The sequence below is a fragment of the Halomonas halodenitrificans DSM 735 genome, from assembly GCF_000620045.1.
In the GTDB taxonomy this organism is placed as follows: domain Bacteria; phylum Pseudomonadota; class Gammaproteobacteria; order Pseudomonadales; family Halomonadaceae; genus Halomonas; species Halomonas halodenitrificans.
This window is the reverse complement of the sequence record NZ_JHVH01000017.1, coordinates 1-17,004: the sequence shown is the minus strand read 5'-3', so window position 1 is coordinate 17,004 and position 17,004 is coordinate 1. Positions and strand designations below refer to the sequence as shown.

General features: G+C 57.2%; 14 protein-coding genes. 7 read left to right on the top strand and 7 right to left on the bottom strand.

Features of this window, described 5'->3' with window-relative positions:
• Nucleotides 1-8 precede the first annotated feature (8 nt).
• From Q358_RS0108995 to fabB, 3 genes are all read left to right on the top strand, one after another.
• The gene (locus tag Q358_RS0108995; RefSeq protein WP_027961740.1) at nt 9-1,295 is read left to right on the top strand and encodes an SAM-dependent methyltransferase; all 1,287 of its coding nucleotides are present in this window, start codon (nt 9-11) and stop codon (nt 1,293-1,295) included.
• 87 nt (nt 1,296-1,382) lie between these two features.
• A complete protein-coding gene (gene fabA, locus Q358_RS0108990) occupies nt 1,383-1,898 on the top strand; it encodes a 3-hydroxyacyl-[acyl-carrier-protein] dehydratase FabA (protein ID WP_027961739.1) in 516 nt (171 codons plus the stop codon).
• 13 nt (nt 1,899-1,911) lie between these two features.
• Nucleotides 1,912-3,129, top strand: coding sequence for a beta-ketoacyl-ACP synthase I (fabB, locus tag Q358_RS0108985; protein WP_027961738.1), 1,218 nt, complete (start codon nt 1,912-1,914; stop codon nt 3,127-3,129).
• Between the two features lie 94 nt (nt 3,130-3,223).
• Here fabB and Q358_RS16985 read toward each other — a convergent pair whose 3' ends face one another.
• From Q358_RS16985 to Q358_RS18550, 7 genes are all read right to left on the bottom strand, one after another.
• A complete protein-coding gene (locus Q358_RS16985; protein WP_211248323.1) occupies nt 3,224-3,991 on the bottom strand; it encodes a lysophospholipid acyltransferase family protein in 768 nt (255 codons plus the stop codon).
• Nucleotides 3,988-4,875 (bottom strand): sugar nucleotide-binding protein, encoded by an 888-nt coding sequence (locus Q358_RS0108975; protein WP_027961737.1) that lies wholly within the window; start codon nt 4,873-4,875, stop codon nt 3,988-3,990. Before Q358_RS0108975 ends, Q358_RS16985 begins: the two co-directional genes overlap by 4 nt.
• 40 nt (nt 4,876-4,915) lie before the next feature.
• Nucleotides 4,916-5,602, bottom strand: coding sequence for a single-stranded DNA-binding protein (gene ssb, locus Q358_RS0108970; protein ID WP_027961736.1), 687 nt, complete (start codon nt 5,600-5,602; stop codon nt 4,916-4,918).
• An 83-nt stretch (nt 5,603-5,685) separates the two neighbouring features.
• Entirely contained in the window at nt 5,686-6,279 is a 594-nt protein-coding gene (locus Q358_RS18560; RefSeq protein ID WP_146132006.1) for a hypothetical protein, read from the bottom strand.
• A complete protein-coding gene (locus tag Q358_RS18180; protein WP_084286497.1) occupies nt 6,276-8,063 on the bottom strand; it encodes a tyrosine-type recombinase/integrase in 1,788 nt (595 codons plus the stop codon). Before Q358_RS18180 ends, Q358_RS18560 begins: the two co-directional genes overlap by 4 nt.
• A 3-nt stretch (nt 8,064-8,066) precedes the next feature.
• Nucleotides 8,067-9,908: a hypothetical protein gene (locus Q358_RS18555; protein WP_146132005.1), complete on the bottom strand. Its 1,842-nt coding sequence runs from the start codon at nt 9,906-9,908 to the stop codon at nt 8,067-8,069.
• Entirely contained in the window at nt 9,908-11,032 is a 1,125-nt protein-coding gene (locus Q358_RS18550) for a site-specific integrase (RefSeq protein WP_156940876.1), read from the bottom strand. The genes Q358_RS18555 and Q358_RS18550 overlap by 1 nt, the downstream gene beginning before the upstream one ends.
• Nucleotides 11,033-11,281: 249 nt before the next feature.
• Here Q358_RS18550 and Q358_RS0108955 point away from each other — a divergent pair, with 249 nt between their 5' ends.
• The 4 genes from Q358_RS0108955 to Q358_RS16980 all read left to right on the top strand — a co-directional run.
• A complete protein-coding gene (locus Q358_RS0108955) occupies nt 11,282-11,962 on the top strand; it encodes a DUF1819 family protein (protein WP_245598300.1) in 681 nt (226 codons plus the stop codon).
• Nucleotides 11,963-12,091: 129 nt separating this feature from the next.
• Entirely contained in the window at nt 12,092-12,700 is a 609-nt protein-coding gene (locus tag Q358_RS0108950) for a DUF1788 domain-containing protein (protein WP_051530274.1), read from the top strand.
• A gap of 144 nt (nt 12,701-12,844) precedes the next feature.
• The gene (gene brxC / locus Q358_RS0108945; RefSeq protein ID WP_027961732.1) at nt 12,845-16,564 is read left to right on the top strand and encodes a BREX system P-loop protein BrxC; all 3,720 of its coding nucleotides are present in this window, start codon (nt 12,845-12,847) and stop codon (nt 16,562-16,564) included.
• A gap of 96 nt (nt 16,565-16,660) precedes the next feature.
• On the top strand, nt 16,661-17,004 hold a 344-nt coding region (locus tag Q358_RS16980), incomplete at its 3' end, for a hypothetical protein (protein ID WP_043487982.1).

Below are 17,004 nucleotides of genomic sequence, written 5' to 3'. Positions count from 1 at the left end.
AGACCGACGTGAATACGCTGCGCTCCGCCAACACCACTCGCCCCCTGGCGAACGACGCCGACCGTCCAACTCGCTGGCTACGCTCGCGCGTGCTGGCCCAGTTGGACCGGCTGGAAGGCGGCGAGATAACCCTGATCGAGGGGCATCATCGCCATTGCCTGGGCCAGGGCGGACCGCTCACCATTACCCTGGTGGTACGTGACAGCCGGATGTGGAAGCGCATGGCGTTGGGCGGCACCGTGGGTGCCGCAGAGGCCTACATGGACGGCGACTGGGATGCCGACGACCTGGTCGCCCTGATACGCCTGCTCGCCACCAACCTGGAGCGAGTCAACGGCGAGATCGAGACCGGTACCGCGCGCCTGGGCCGCTGGCTGCTGGCCGCGCTCTACCGCCTGCAGCGAAACAGCCTGTCCGGCTCTCGACGCAACGTCTCGGCCCACTACGATATCGGCAACGATTTGTTCGCCACCTTCCTGGACCGGGAACATCGCATGTACTCCAGCGCCGTCTTCCCGCATTCCGAGGCGAGCCTGGAGGAGGCCTCCACCTATAAACTGGACCTCATGCTCGAACGGCTGGACGTGCGACCCGAGCACCACCTGCTGGAGATAGGCACCGGCTGGGGCGGACTCGCCATCCATGCGGCCAGGACCCGTGGATGCCGGGTCACCACCACCACCCTCTCCAGGGAGCAATACGCCTACACCGCGCGGCGCATCGCCGAGGAGGGACTCACCGACCGCATCACCCTGCTGCAGCAGGACTACCGTGAGCTCGAGGGCCACTTCGATCGGCTGATCTCGGTGGAAATGATCGAAGCAGTGGGTCATCAATACCTGGATACCTACCTGGCCACCCTCGACCGGCTACTCACTCACGACGGACTGGCGTTACTGCAGGCGATCACCATCCGTGACCAGCGCTTCGAAGCCGCCAAGCGCGAGATGGACTTCATCAAGCGCTATATCTTCCCCGGCGGCTTCCTGCCCTCCCATCACGCCATCCTGAGCGGGGTGATGCGGAGCACCTCGCTCAACGTGCTGGCCCTGAGCGAGATTGGTCCGCATTACGCCCGCACCCTGCGCGAGTGGCGCCAGCGCTTCGAGGCCCAGCTCGAGAGCGTGCGCCAGCTGGGCTACGACGAACGCTTCATTCGCATGTGGCGCTACTACCTGTGCTACTGCGAAGGGGGCTTTCTGGAGCGCACCATCGGCACCTGCCACCTGTTGCTGGCCAAGCCCGGCGCCCGCCCGTCCATGCCGACAACGACTCCCGCCCCGGCCACTGCCTGAGGCATCCCGCCGACGCAGCCGCGTGCATTCACCTTTCACGAGCAGTAGACTACGCCCCTAATAACATTCGACTCTCGGAATGACTCTGTGACCAAGCAACACTCCTTTAACCGCGACGAATTGCTGGCCTGCTCGCGTGGCGAGCTCTTCGGCCCCGGGAACGCCCAGCTGCCGGCCCCCAACATGCTGATGCTCGACCGTATCACCTCCATTACCGAAGGTGGTGGTGAACACGGCAAGGGCGAACTGATTGCCGAGCTCGATATCCATCCCGACCAGTGGTTCTTCGACTGCCACTTCCCCGGCGACCCGGTCATGCCCGGCTGCCTGGGCCTGGATGCCATGTGGCAGCTGGTAGGCTTCTACCTGGGTTGGCTCGGCCACCCCGGCCGGGGTCGCGCCCTGGGCTGTGGCGAGGTAAAGTTTACCGGTCAGATTCTGCCCGATGCCCAGAGAGTCACCTATCGGATCAATATCAAGCGCATCATCACTCGGCGTCTGATACTTGGCATGGCCGACGGTACCGTTTCCGTCGACGGCCGGGACATCTACCAGGCCAACGACCTGCGCGTCGGCCTATTCACCTCCACCGCGAACTTCTGATCAGGAGGCTTCCATGCGACGAGTGGTAGTCACCGGCCTGGGCATCGTCTCCTGCCTGGGCAACGACCAACAGCAGGTTCTAGAGGCGCTCAAGGAAGGGCGCTCCGGCATTCGCTTCAAGGAAGAGTACGCCGAGCGCGGCTTCCGCAGCCATGTGGCTGGCGTAGTCGATATCGATCTAGATGCCCTGATCGACCGCAAGCAGCGTCGTTTCATGGGCGATGCCGCGGCCTACGCCTATGTCAGCATGGCCCAGGCCATCGAAGACTCGGGCCTGACGCCGGAGCAGGTATCCAACGACCGTACCGGCCTGATCGCCGGCTCCGGTGGCGCCTCCAGCGCCAACCAGGTGGAAGCCGCCGATGTCCTGCGCGAGAAGGGCCTGCGTCGCGTGGGGCCCTACCGGGTCACCCGCACCATGGGCAGCACCGTCTCGGCATGCCTGGCGACCCCCTTCAGGATCAAGGGCGTTAACTACTCCATCTCCTCTGCCTGCGCCACCTCGGTGCACTGCATCGGCAACGCCGTGGAGCAGATCCAGATGGGCAAGCAGGACGTGGTCTTCGCCGGCGGCGGCGAGGAGGAACACTGGACGCTGTCCTGCCTGTTCGATGCCATGGGCGCCCTCTCCACCCAGTATAACGACACGCCGACCCAGGCATCGCGTCCCTATGACCAGGCTCGGGATGGCTTCGTCATCGCCGGCGGTGGCGGCATGCTGGTGCTCGAGGAACTCGAGCATGCGCGTGCCCGTGGGGCCAGGATCTATGCCGAGGTAACCGGCTACGCGGCCACCTCCGACGGTCACGACATGGTCGCCCCTTCCGGTGAGGGCGCGGTGCGCTGCATGCGCCAGGCCATGGCCACCACCGACGGCAAGATCGACTACATCAATACCCACGGCACCTCGACGCCGGTAGGGGATATTTCCGAGCTTCGCGCCATTCGTGAGGTCTTCGGTGATAACACCCCGGCGATCGGCTCCACCAAGTCGTTGACCGGCCACTCCCTCGGCGCCACCGGCGTGCAGGAAGCGGTCTACTCGCTGCTGATGATGGAGAACGATTTTATCGCTCCCTCGGCCAACATCGATACCCTCGATGAGCAGGCCGACGGCTTCGATATCGTGACTCAGCCCCGCGACGGGGTAAGCGTAGATCGTGTGCTCTCCAACAGCTTCGGCTTCGGCGGTACCAACGCCTGCCTGGTGCTGGAGAAGTTCCAGGACTGACCCGGCGCGCGGTCCCCGCGACGTAACGAGAGAGGCGCCCCGCGGGGCGCCTCTCTCGTATCCGTGACCCGACACCATGAGCCTTCGCGACGGCTCAGTTCGCCGCCGTCTCCTGGCGTGGCCCTTCGGCCTCCCCGTCGCGCGGCCGCGCCACCTCGGATATCTCGGCCAGCCGAGCCTCGATCCAGGCCTCTGTCTCGGCGAGCACGTCTTCCGGGGTGCGTCCGGCGGTCTCGATCGGCTCGCCCACCACCAGCGTCAGCCGCCCAGGCTTCTTGACCCAGTGGCGCCCCGGCCAGCACTCGCCGGCATTATGGGCCACCGGCACCACCGGCACGCCGGCACGACAGGCAATCACCGTACCGCTCTTGTTGTAACGCTTGCGGCTACCCGGAGCAACCCGGGTGCCTTCGGGGAAGATCAGCACCGATAGCCCCTCTTCCAGGCGCTGCTTGCCCTGGGTAAGCACCTGCTTGATGGCTCGGGAGGGACGCGAGCGATCCAGGGCAATGGGATGCAGCAGCCGAAGCCCCCAGCCGAAGATCGGCAGGTTCAAGAGCTCCTTCTTGAGCACCGTACACACCGGTGGATGCAGCAGCTGCAGGTACACGGTCTCCCACTCGGACTGGTGATTGGCCAGGATCACGCAGGCCCCCTCGGGCACATTCTCTCGTCCGCGAAAGTCGTAATGTACGCCGACGACCCACCGAAACCAGCTGATGATGAAGTGGTTATAGAGGTTGAGCAGGCGATAGCGCGAGGCCAGCGGCAGAAAGGGGGCCGGCGGCAGGAACAGCACGCCGCACACCAGCATGGCGATAAAGTAGCCCAGGTAGAAGATCAGGCTGCGCAACACCCTCATGATGCGCCCTCCTCCTCGCCACACTCCGGTGCATTGGCTCGACACCAGGCATCGAGCATCTTGCTCAGCTCCAGGCGCCAGGGCTTCTGGTGCACGCCGAAGACATCCAGCACCCGTCGGCAGTTGAGCACCCGACGCAAGGGGTGATCGTGATGATGATGCAGGGCCCGCAGTGGCCCCAGCTCACGCCGGTCGCCACGCCCTTCCAGGCGAGTGGCCAGCTGGGTGCGTACCACCGAGACGAAGGTGTAGACGCTTACCGGCTCGGTACCCGCCAGGTGGTAGCTTCCCCAGGCGCCGGCACCGCATTGCTGCTGCTGCAGCATGCCGACAAGCGCCATGGCCACCGCATCTGCCGAGGTGGGGCAGCAGGTCACATCCACTTCCCCACGCACCTCCCCGGCATCGACCAGGGTATCGATCAACTCGTTGAGCCAGGCATGGCTGCCCTCGAGGGCGAACAGTGGGCCCAACCGCACGATCAGGTGCCGAGGATGCTCGGCACGGATACGATCTCCGGTCACCACCAGGCGACGCAGGCTCTCGTCTCGCGGGCGCGGAATGACATGCTCATCGATGGGCTCGGCGAAGCCATCCTCGTAGAGCTGGTCGGAGACACACCACACCAGCGGGATATCCGCCTGGCGACACACCTCCAGGCAATGTTCGACCGCTTCCGCATGGGCCGTCACCTCCGCCGGCGCGGCAATGATCGGCCGCGACAGGGGTGGAATCACCAACGCCGCCGGCGCCACCTCCGCCAACCAGGCGGGGTCCAGGGTCAGGCTCTCCTCGACGGTGAGCTCGGTGTCCGAACGGCGGCTGGCCTCCCGGACCAGGGCCAGGCTCAGGCAATGGCCAGCATCCAGTACCAGCAGATTCACTCGCGTACCTCCCTCGGCATGGCGTCAGAGGACCGCCGAATTAGAACGGAATTTCGTCGTCGAAGTCGTCGAAGCTGCCCGGATCCGGCGCGCCGAAGTTGCCGCCCTGCTGCTGGCCGCCACCCGGCTGACCACCCTGGGCGGGACGCTGGGGAGGCTGCTGCGGGGGACGCTGAGGCGCTCCGCCGCCGAACCCGCCGCCCTGCTGGGGGGCACCGCCTTGCTGAGGCGCACCGCCCTGCTGAGGCTGGGTACCATAGCCACCCTGCTGGGGGGCACCACCCTGCTGCGGCTGAGCGCCATAGCCAGCCTGCTGTTGCGGCTGACCGCCGTAGCCGCCCTGCTGCTGGCCTCCGCCGTAGCCGCCACCCTGGAAGTCGCCACCACCGGGGCGGCCATCGAGCATCTGCATGTCGTTGACCACGATCTCGGTCGTATAACGATCCTGGCCATCCTGCCCCTGCCACTTGCGGGTCTGCAGACGGCCCTCGACGTAGATCTTGCTGCCCTTCTTGAGGTACTGCTGTGCAATTTCGGCGGTCTTGTTGAAGAGCACCAGGCGATGCCACTCGGTACGCTCCTGGCGCTGGCCGCTCTGGCGGTCCATCCAGGTATCGGTCGTCGCCAGGTTGAGGTTGGCGACGGCGGTGCCGGAAGGGGTAAAGCGAACCTCGGGATCCTGTCCCAGATTGCCGATGAGGATGACTTTATTCACTCCTCTTGCCATATATATAGCCTCCAAGGTTCTGTATTTGAATGGTTTTTTCCAGCATAGCACAGCCTAGTGACTACACGGAACGCTGGCTTCCTTTATTTTCTCATGCCCGGTAGCGAAACCGTAACCCCCAACAGGTCCTGGCATAACTTTCCGGCCGCAGATTGCATCTCTTCGAGTCGCTCAGTTCCCCTGTGGGCTATTTCATACCTCCGTACGATAGAGTCCAGCACTTCATGGGAACCAGGAGATTTTTCTAAAAGAGTTTTTGCGAGCATGTAAATATCGTCATCCTTTGCTTGAGCAACTTTTTCACCTACACCTTTAAACGACTTTAACTTTATCAACTCCGACTCCTGTGTCACCACCTGATCAACAAGAGCCTGATTCTCTATCTTCAACTCCCTGATTTTTTCCTTCAACTCCACTAGAGTTTCTTTTTTAGTAGGCCTGCCTCTAGACTTTCTCTGCCTTGATGCTGCATCATCAATCTCCACAAGCAGGTCTTTGTAAAAATGCTCTTTTGTTACAGGATCCTTACGATATAGCGTAGACTTCCCAACATTCCGGCCATTATCAAATGATGCATTGTCAATAACCGCCTTTTGGGTAATTGAAACCCTTTCATCCTCAAGTTTTTTTATTGACCGCCTAATAGCATCGCAAAATATCTCACTGCTTTTGTTCACTCTCCACCCTCCCTATCGATCAGGCGAACAATACCTTCAGCTCTCTTAGCCCCTTCTGAAGCCGCCTCATACATTAACCCTTTCTCATGCTCGTGATAGCTCATAACTTTAATATGCGCATCTCTTCGGCGCATCCAATATTCCCTACGCGTACTATCAACACCGAAATTAGGACATGATGCACAAGTAACTTCACTCCTGTTTGAATAGTCTTCTTTACGCCCATTACTTGAACACTTCGCTCTCGAGCCTCTTCCAGGATTGATGAAACAGTAACCATCTGCATTAGGAATAACACGATATTTGTGTCTCGCGACAACACTATCTACAAAATCAGAAACCCTATCAGGAGAGATTAAATGAAATTTAGCATGAAAAATTCTTTTATATTTTCTCAACGTACTATTAATTCCTCCCACAACCGAAACATCTCCTACTAAAACTCGCTCAAGGTAATCATGCGTATACTCCCTAACTCCACTATCGAGAAACTCCTCCACATCCTCATCGTCAACATAAGATTTTGTATAGCGGTAATCGTTGTGGTACAAAATACTCGATAAATATTCAAGGTCCCCAACATCAAACCGCCAGCTCCACATCATAGAAAATGCTCTTCTCATCATATGGGGTCTAAGCTTGCAATCAAAGCCAGCCTCTTCTGAAAAAAAGTCAAATAATTTATATAGTTTATTTGTGCTGATAGTATCATCGTGCTTTTCACCCTTTCTTATGCCATAGCCAAAAGGAAGATCCAGCAACAACCTATCAGAATTACTTGAGACAGCACGAGTTTTATTTGTTAATTCAACAATTATAGACAGAGAGTTTATCACCTCCTTAGGCACTGGACGAGACGTTCTCTGGCCTGTCTGCGTGCCCGCAGTTTTATGTACAACCCCAGATATATAACCCTCTGAAGATATTGATGCTATAGCGTCATCATAGCTTATACTAGATGCTTCATGTTTGCGCATTGCCGTAAGAGCCATAATCACCAGAATAGCAGAGCAGTACAACAACCTGACCTCTTTCTTCAACTGGGCAACACTTACCCCAAGTTGCGCCTCAACCTTTCGGCCCCTAATTCGCCTGCTAACATTTTCACCAACAGCCAAGTACCCTCCAAGTAAATCAATCACTCGTTCTGAATCTGCAACCTTCTCCAAAGCAAAATCTATTAGGCCGAGAAAATGCTTAGGGAAAATTGTTTTTGTATGCTGCCCCTTCCTTCCTATCTTTTTTGCCACCCCAGTGATATCATTCATATAAGGTGAAAACACTAGTCCGTCTCCAACCTCTCTGCTCAACGTAAACATATAAGAAAGGACTGACAACTTTAAAGAAACAGTATTAACAGCAAGGCCTGCATTGCTAAGATATTGTTCATATGCATCAATATGCTTTCTATTCACCTCCTGCACACTGCTTAGCCCACATGAAAAACAAAACCACTCTGCGATCGCTCTAACTTCTCGACAGTAAATAGAAAGAGTAGATGTCTTACTAACATCGGTCTTATCTGACTCCATTATGGAACATGCTAACCTTTGCGAATACCCCTGCCACCATTTCCACCTATGAGCCGAAGCAGGTGTTATGTCTCTACTGACTGGAGGCCAGTTTACTGTGAAGTAAGAGGAGGATGATCCGGGGACCATTTGCTTAAGCCTCCACTTATCAGGCGTGGAGTCAGCATCTAGCCACCATATTTCCCCCTCCTTATCAAGGCTTGTTATTCCTTGCAACAGACTTCCAAAGGTTAGGGTTTTTATTTGTTCCATAGTTCAGTCCAAAAATGGGAGATGTTGCTCGATTTCAAGCGCTAAGCTATTGGCTTCTTCAACCTCTGAACGCGTACACAAAGAAATCAGGGACTCATACTCTGCAAGCCTCACCTCCCAATATCCACTCCATCTTTCAGGATTGTTATACTTCAATCTTTCAGCACTCTTTTTTATCTTACCAACCCATGCCAACCACTCAGATAGAGACCGAGTATCTTTCAAGATTATACGCTTAGCCTCACAGTTAAAACACATGTCGACACCCTTACAAGTAACAGCCTCTTCACTTTCAATACCGCAAAGGTAGCCCGTGCCTGTTCTTCTTTCTCCCTCCCTACTAGAACTCAAAAGATATTCTTGAAATTGCCTAAGCTTTATCTCAAGGGATGACTGTGTCTCAACTCGCAACGCATAACCAGCTGTTGTAGAAAAATCTGCATGATGCAGCTTTTCCCTTACTTTTGAAAGAGGCAAACCTTCAGCCACATCCATTGCCACAATAGTAGGCCTAAAAGATTTACCCGTTATCTTTTTTACCAAAGACTTCAAGATTGGATAATCTTCTGAAAGATCTCGAGCTGCATACCTAACCATATTTACAGTTGAGCTTGGATCTACCAGCTTCAAGCGGTAATCACCACCTCTCTCTCCACAATAAATCACAAACAGCTCACAACGCTCTTTTCTCAACCAGCTGGCACCACCAGAAACCTCAGAAAGTAACCTTTTTTGTCTTTTTTGCAGGTTCATAAAAGCCTTGCATAGCGGGTCTTTAGCCGACAAAGTGGCATTTACAGCTCGCCCCCTTTTTTTACCCAGAAAGACACTTACACCTCCTAGCTCATTCCCTTTTGAAAAGGAGTCTATGTAGGAATAGAATGCAACACTATCTACATTCGGCAAAAGACCTTTGTGAGTAAGCGCCGCGACTAAAAAATACTTTAAATTTCTTATGTTATTGAAAAATGCTGCAGCCAGCCTAGCTGGACCCCACCCCCTAGACTTAAGAAAGTCACTAACTCCAGGGGGCCATTCTAGAGATGTAGGGAGCAACCTGTTAAACCGCGCATATAAAACACCTATAGCGACATTAAAAGTTCTTTGCGGCACTAAATCACTTTGCCAATCACCGTGGCGCTCGCGAAAATCACTTATTCTTCCAAGCATAGCGATATCTTCTGCACCATATTCCCTTAATATTTCTTCAATTTTTTCGCAGTCCTCCTCCCACTCCCGAATTCTTTTTAGGGAACCATCATGAAATGCAGACAAAACTTCATTACCATATTTAATGATGACAGCCCCCTCTTTACCTACCCCCATTTCCTTCTGGAGCCTCTCAATTTCTTGTTCTTTCTCTTTCGCAAATTGCTCCATCTCGATGGCAGATAGCTCAAAAATACTCGGAGATGCTTTACGCTTCACTCTTTTGAAGTTTTTAGGTATGACTTCATGTGCAATGACATTAGCAGCCATCAACCGTTTGACGAACCCGGCAGCAGCTGAATACAATTGTGTTTTCGTATTGACGTTCACATCCAAGTTTCTATCGATATGTTTTTTATAACCCAAGAGGCTATGCGCACTTATTCCACTGCCTTCGCTCTCTACAAATCGCAAAAACCTAATCACACTATTGCCGACAGCTCTCTTGCTCCTTTGTCCTCTCAACAACAATGCAAGCTGCTGCTGAATTAAACGACCTCCTGCTACATTGTAGAGGAAGGATACATCTAGAGAGCTTCCAGACTCGACCTCCACACACCAATCATTCCAAGGAGCGACTTCAAGAATGTCCGCTGATCTTTTTACTTCTATCTTCTTTCTGGACAGCTTAGCCATCAACTAAAACCCTCATCATGCCGGCCAGATGAATAGCCAGTTAACGAGTCCACTGATTTATGTCTCGATGACTGCCGGACATAGTTTTCAGGATTTCTTACCTTCAACTCATCAGCAACTTTGAAGCCAAGGCTTATAAAGTTGTGTCTAAGCCCGTGAAGCCATACCCTCTCATCAGCTGTCAACTTTTCATTTTCTACTGCTGCTAGGAAGGCTTTCCTCACTGCATTTGAAAGCCCCTTGGGAGTAACATGCTTTCCAGTCGCATTTGATAAAAAGATATATTCAGGCTCCAGATAGGCCTCTCGCTTGCTTTTCTTTATCTTTTTATGCCTCCTTATTACATCCCTTCTATAAATATCTACATATTCCCAAGTTTTAGTTACAAGCAGTGGCGGCACATAAACGCTACCATCTTCACCGCCCTTAGTAACAAATAACTTTATTTTTATTTTTCTTTTATTTTCTAAAGACTTAAATGCCGATTTTTTATCCGGCAACTGCCAAATCTTTAAGTGGCATATTTCATGAGCCCTAAGACCTGCAAGGCGGCCCCAGTCGATCATCAGCTCGAATCTTCTAGCCAAATCCTCTCTCTTCGGCCCATATATTTTTATAGTTTCTATCCACTGACTCCAAGGTGCCGATATAGATCTCACATCGCTATTTTCATTTTTTATAAGGAAGTGTTTCACACCCCCTTTTCTCCCTTCATTGATTTTCACTCTATAGTTACACCCTTCGCCACACAGTGTGTCACTGAACCCCTGCTTCGTAAGCCAGGCACAATAAATAACCACTGTTCTAATTACTTGGCTAGCATAATTTTGGGTATTCTCAGGCCCTGAGCCATCTCTATGGACCAAATATTTTTTATAGGCTGACAACCAATCATCATCCACATCAAACACATCTAAGTTGCCAACTTCAAGCTGGCTATAAAAATCTGTCAAATGGACAGCATATGTTTTTACCGAACTAACAGAACTTCTTTTGAAAAGGTAAAAAATAAAATGAAGGGCTAACCAGTTTACTCTGTAGTCTTCCGTAAGGATCAAAGGAAATCCTTTGATCCTCTCCAACCCTCCCACCTGAGCCTTGCTCGTTGTTCTAAGGTAAGCCATAAATTTGACCCCAGATTTTCTAATTTAACTGGCCGACGAAATAAAAGCTCCACCAATAGAATTAATCATAAATTTTGATATCGCAAGAAAAACTTTTAAATTCTTAGAAAGCCCTGAGTGCTATATATTGCAATACATAGCATATTAGGCTTTACTTTTTTAGCAGTACACTGAGAAATGCCGCTTTCTCAGAAATGTTAGAAAGCCAGTCTGCAATTAAGTCCTCAGGTATACGCAAAAGAGAAGGTGTTGCACCTACGCACCAACACCCCCACCATATTCCTCTCAATAGACTACTGTGCTTTCATTACTGCCATGCTCCCCTCCCCCACCTTCCACTACAACTCCGACCTCATCGGCGGCTCGCTCATGGTCCGCGAAAGCCGCATCGTGGCGGAGCTGTTGCTGGCCGGCGTCGATGACGCGGCCTGGAAGGCGGCCATCATCGACGAGAATCGCCTCCAGAAGGCGCGGCCGGCCACGGCCAGGCGCATGGCCCAGGCAATTCGCAAGCGCCTTGAGCGACTTCCTGAGGCGTTCTGGCAGGTGCTGCATGATGGCGATGACCAGCTGGCCACCCAGGTGGCGTTCTGCGCGGCCCTGGCCCGCAACCTGCTTTTGGTGGAGTTTCTGGAGACGGTGGTGGCCGATGCCTTCGTGACCCAGGCCGAGCGCCTTGAGCCGTACCAGTGGGACGACTTCCTCGCCGATCGTGCCTACCGCGATCCGGCCATCAACGGCTGGACCGCCTCCTCTAGACGAAAGATGGGTCAGGTGGCCTTTCGCATGCTATCCGAAGTAGGCTTGATAGAGAGTGCGCGTAGCCGCCGGCTACGACCGCTGATGCTGCGGCCCGAGGTAGTGACCCTGCTGGAAAGGCACCACCTGATTCGGCTGCTGGACTGCCTGAGTGCCCTGGGACCGCGCTGAACGCCATGGACCCGGGCTGGCGGTAGCGTGCCCAAAAGCCCGCTATCCACTGCAGGCCGCGGCATCAAGCATTATAAGACGCTCAATCATAACGAAAAGAACGACACCGGACGCAAGGATGAGAGCCGTATGTCACCGCTCACGCAGGGGCCGTCCCACCGCGAAGATCCTCACCTGAAGGATCGCCTCAACCAGATTGCCGAGAAGATCACCAGCCCGGCTTTCCTCTCCGGCCAGGGCCTGGGCAACGAGATCGGCTTCTGGATCTTCGATTATCCCCCCGAGCACGAGCTGCAGGTTCGTGAGTACCTCACCTTCCTGGAAGGGGTACTGTCCCGTCAGCACAGCGAGCTGACGGTCGACCACGTCAACCTGCTGCGCGTGCTGCGCGACTATCTCCATGCGCGTGGCTTTCTCGACAAGGCCATCGCCATGCAGCAGACCAAGGGCGATGCGGCGCTGCTCAAGGCGCTGCGCGGCCCGCTGCACATGGACAAGTTCGCCCCCTTCCTTATCCGACACGCCCTGTCGGACGACCCCGATATCATTCTTCTGTCAGGCGTGGGTAGCGTCTGGCCGGTGATGCGTGCCCACAGTTTGCTCAATGCGCTGCACGGCAGGCTCGGCCACAAGCCGTTGGTGCTCTTCTATCCTGGCCGCTATGACGGCCAGAGCCTGACCCTCTTCGACCAGATCGCCAGTAACCACTACTACCGGGCGTTTTCTCTCGTGCCATGACCCATGGGCGCCCGGCTCGGTCAGTCCCCGGGAAACTCTCGATCTGAAGGCCAGCCGGCAGCCGCGCTGCGCTGGCACCCCCTTTGTTGACCGCCTTGCCCCACTACGGGAGCGAGGCGTTGCCCGTTAAGGAATCGATCGGACATGCGTATCCAGGACCTCTTCCAGAAACCTTTGAACCGCCCCATCAATGGCGTGGTGAAGGCCGACCAGAAGGACCGCGAGACGGTCTACCAGGAGCTCGACGAGTACGTGGTGACCAACGAGCTGGAGAAGCACTTCCGTGCCTTCTTCGAGTCCTACGCCACGCCGCTCAGTGATCCCTCCATCGCCAACCGGGTCGGGGTGTGGATCTCGGGCTTCTTCGGCTCAGGTAAGTCGCACTTCCTCAAGGCGCTCTCGTACCTCTTGGTCAACATCGAGGCCGAGGATGAGGCCGGCAACCACCGCCGCGCCGCCGAGTTCTTCGACGAGCACAAGCTCCACGATCCGATGATCCGCGCCGACGTCACCAAGGCGGTACAGCAGCCGGCCGATGTCATCCTGTTCAACATCGACAGCAAGGCGAGCTCCAACGACGGCGGCAACCCGATCCTCAACGTCTTCCTGCGGGTGTTCAACGAGTACCAGGGCTTCAGCGGCGATCACCCGCATATCGCCCACATGGAGCGCCACCTGGCCCAACGCGGTGTGCTGGAGCGCTTCAAGGCGGCCTTCCAGGAGGCCAGCGGCATGGTCTGGGAGGAGGAGCGCGACGGCTTCCAGTTCTATCAGGACGACATCGAGCAGGCGATCAGCCAGGCGCTGGATCTTTCGCCCGAGGCGGCCCACAAGTGGTTCGAGGAGGCCGAGGAGAGCTTTAGCGTCTCGGTGGAGAACTTCTGCCGCTGGGTGAAGGAGTACCTCGACGAGAAATCGCCCACCCAGCGCATCGTCTTCATGGTGGACGAAGTGGGCCAGTTCATCGGCAGCAACACCCGCCTGATGCTGACCCTGCAGACGCTGACCGAGAACCTCGGCACCATCTGCGGCGGCCGCGCCTGGATCGTGGTCACCTCCCAGGCCGACATGGACGCGGTGCTCGGCGAGATGACTGCCGCCAAGGCCAACGACTTTTCCAAGATCGCCGGGCGCTTCAAGACCCGCCTGTCGCTGTCGAGCTCCAACTCCGACGAGGTGATCCGCAAGCGCCTGCTGGCCAAGACCCCGGAGGCCAGCGGCGAGCTGGCCCAGGTGTTCGAGGCCAAGGGCGCGGTGCTGCGTAACCAGCTCACCTTCGACCGCTCCGGCCCCACGCTCAGGAACGTCGACGGGGTGGAGAGCTTCGTTGCCAACTACCCGTTCGTGCCGTACCACTTCCAGCTGGTCCAGAAGGTCTTCGAGGAGATCCGCAAGGTCGGCGCTACCGGTGCCCACCTGGCCTACGGCGAGCGCTCCATGCTCGACGCCTTCCAGATGGCCGCCAAGGCGGTGGGCGATCAGGAGGTCGGCGCCCTGGTGCCGATGCACAGCTTCTACCGCGCCGTGGAGGGCTTCCTCGATACCGCGGTGAAGCGCACCATCGACCAGGCTAGCGAGAACGCGGCGCTGGATGACTTCGACGTGGAGATCCTGCGCACCTTGTTCATGATCCGCTACGTGGACCTGGTCAAGGGCACCCTCGACAACCTGGTGACGCTCTCCATCACTCGCATCGACGATGACCGCCTGGCGATCCGCGAGCGCCTGGAGGTCACCCTGTTGCGCCTGGAGAAGGAGAGCCTGGTCACCCGCAACGGCGAGGAGTACCTGTTCCTCACCAACGAGGAGCGTGACATCACGCGCAAGATCAAGGCCACCGAGATCACCAGCAGCGACGAGAACAAGCTGCTGGCCGAGATGATCTACAAGGACCGGCTGCGCGACCGCAACAAGTACCGCTACCCGCTCAACAAGACCGATTACACCATCGGCCGCTACCTGGACGGCCACACCATCGACGGCCGCTTCGAGAGCCAGCTGCGCGTCGAGGTGGTCTCGCCGCTGGATATCGATTACACCCAAAGCTACGCCGCCCAGAACGGCGAGGCCGGTTGTATCCACCGCAGCAACGAGAACCAGGGCCAGGTGTTGATCCGCCTGGGCGACAACAAGGCCTTCTTCGACGACCTGCGAACCTGCCTCAAGACCGAGAAGTACATCCGCTTGAATGCCGCCTCCGGCGACAGCAGCGTGGAGCGCATCCTGGCCGACCGCGGCCGCGAGAACCAGGAGCGCCGCAAGCACCTGCTGGTACGCCTGGAGGACATGCTGCTGGAGGCCGACGTCTACGCCCTGGGCCAGAAGCTCGATATCAACCGTAGCAGCCTGAACACCCGCCTCGACGACGCCTGCCAGTACCTGCTGGAGAACACCTACAGCAAACTCGGTTACCTGCAGTTACTCACCCCCGACCCCATGCGCGAGCTGGTCGCCGTGATGACCGCCGACGATATCGGTCAGCAGGCCATCGAGCTCGACGGCGAGGAAGGCAACCCTCAGGCGGTGCGCGAGGTGGAGCAGTACATCGGTCTGCACGGCGGCGAGCCGGTACCCCTCAACCCGCTGCTGGAGCGCTTCAACAACCGCCCCTTCGGCTGGCCGGTGGAGGAGACCCTGCTGATTCTTGGGCGGCTGTATGCCGCTGGAAGGCTCACCTTCCACACCGCCGGCCCGGCACTGCCCGGCAAGGAGGCCTTCGAGCTACTCAACAACAGCCGGCGGCGCAGCGAGGTGCGCATCCAGAAGAAGCGCCAGACCGATGATGCCGTGCTGCGCCAGGTGCGCAACCTCACCAAGGATCTCTTCACCAAGCTCGGGCCCTCCAGCGAGACCGAGCTCTACGGCTTCTACGTCGATCAGTTCAGCACCTGGAAGAAAGACCTGGAGGCCTACCGCAGCAAGACCGAGGTGGGCCGCTTCCCGGGCCGTGCGGCCATCGACAGCACCCTCAAGGAGGTCGAACGGCTGCTACGCATCGACGACAGCTTTGACTTCTTCAAGGCGGTGGCCGACCAGCAGGAGGATCTCCTCGATCTCGAAGAGGAGTACCGCGACCTCCACGAGTTCTTCACCAAGCAGCTCACCACCTGGAAGCAGCTCGACCAGGCGCTGACCCGCTTCCAACCCAACCGCCCGGCGCTGGAGAAGGAGCCCGAGGCGAAGGCGGCGCTGGCCGAGCTGGACCGCATCTACGCCTCCGAGGCGCCCTACGGCATGCTGCAGAAGGTCTCCGGGTTGATCCAGACCGTCGATGAGACCAACACCCAGCTGCTGGAGCAGAAGCGCGAGCATGCCATCGGCCGGATCGACCAGCGTATCGCCAACGTCAGCGCCGAGATCGTCAAGAGCGGCATCGGCACCCCGGAGCTCAGCAACCGCCTGCTGCGCCCCCTGCAGCTGCTCAAGCAGGACATCGAAAGCGCGGCCAGCATCGCCCAGATCTACCTGCTGCAGGGTGATACCGCCAATGACCGCGAGCAGGAGAGCCTCGACGAGCTCCACCGCGAGCAGGAAGCCGAGGCCGAACGCCAGCGCATCGCCCGCCAGAAGGCGGATAACGGCGGCAAGCCGGACCGCGATGCCACGCCAGACGGCGAGGGTGACTCAACCCAGGGCGGCGGCAGCGGTGATACCGGCACACCGCCCGATGAAGTGCGTGAACCCGCGCCCACCCGAGTCGCCGCACCCAAGCCGGTGGCCAACGTCAGCGTCAGCCAGGTGCTCAGCCGCACCCATGAAGGGGTCTACCTGGAGAGCCAGCAGGAGGTCGATGCCTTCCTCGACGCCCTCAAGCGCGAGCTCGACGACGCCATCCAGGCCAACAAGCGCATCCGCATCCGCTAAACCGACGCTATACCGAGCAGCCCCGCCTCTCAGAGCACGGGGCCGCCATGCCTCATTTGCCAACCCCTCGGCAACCCGCGCGATCAGGAATCCAGCATGAACACAGGGAACATCAAGAAGTACGCCCCCAAGGCGCGTACCCGCTTAATCGAGACCATGACCCGCCAGGCCGCCCGCTACGGCATCACCAAGGGCCACGTGGCGCCCGCCGAGGTGCGTGGCGACGTGATGCTGATCAGTGCCCTGGATGGCCAGACCCACAGCTTCCCCAAGGCCCTGCGTGGCCCGCGCGAGGCGCTGGCCAAGTGGGTGACCCAGCTGGGCTTCGAGCAGGCCATGGAGCAGGCCGCCTACAGCTGGTTCAACCGCCTGTGTGCGATCCGCTTCATGGAGCTCAAGGGCTATCTGGATCATGGCCGCCGGGTGCTCTCCCACCCGGA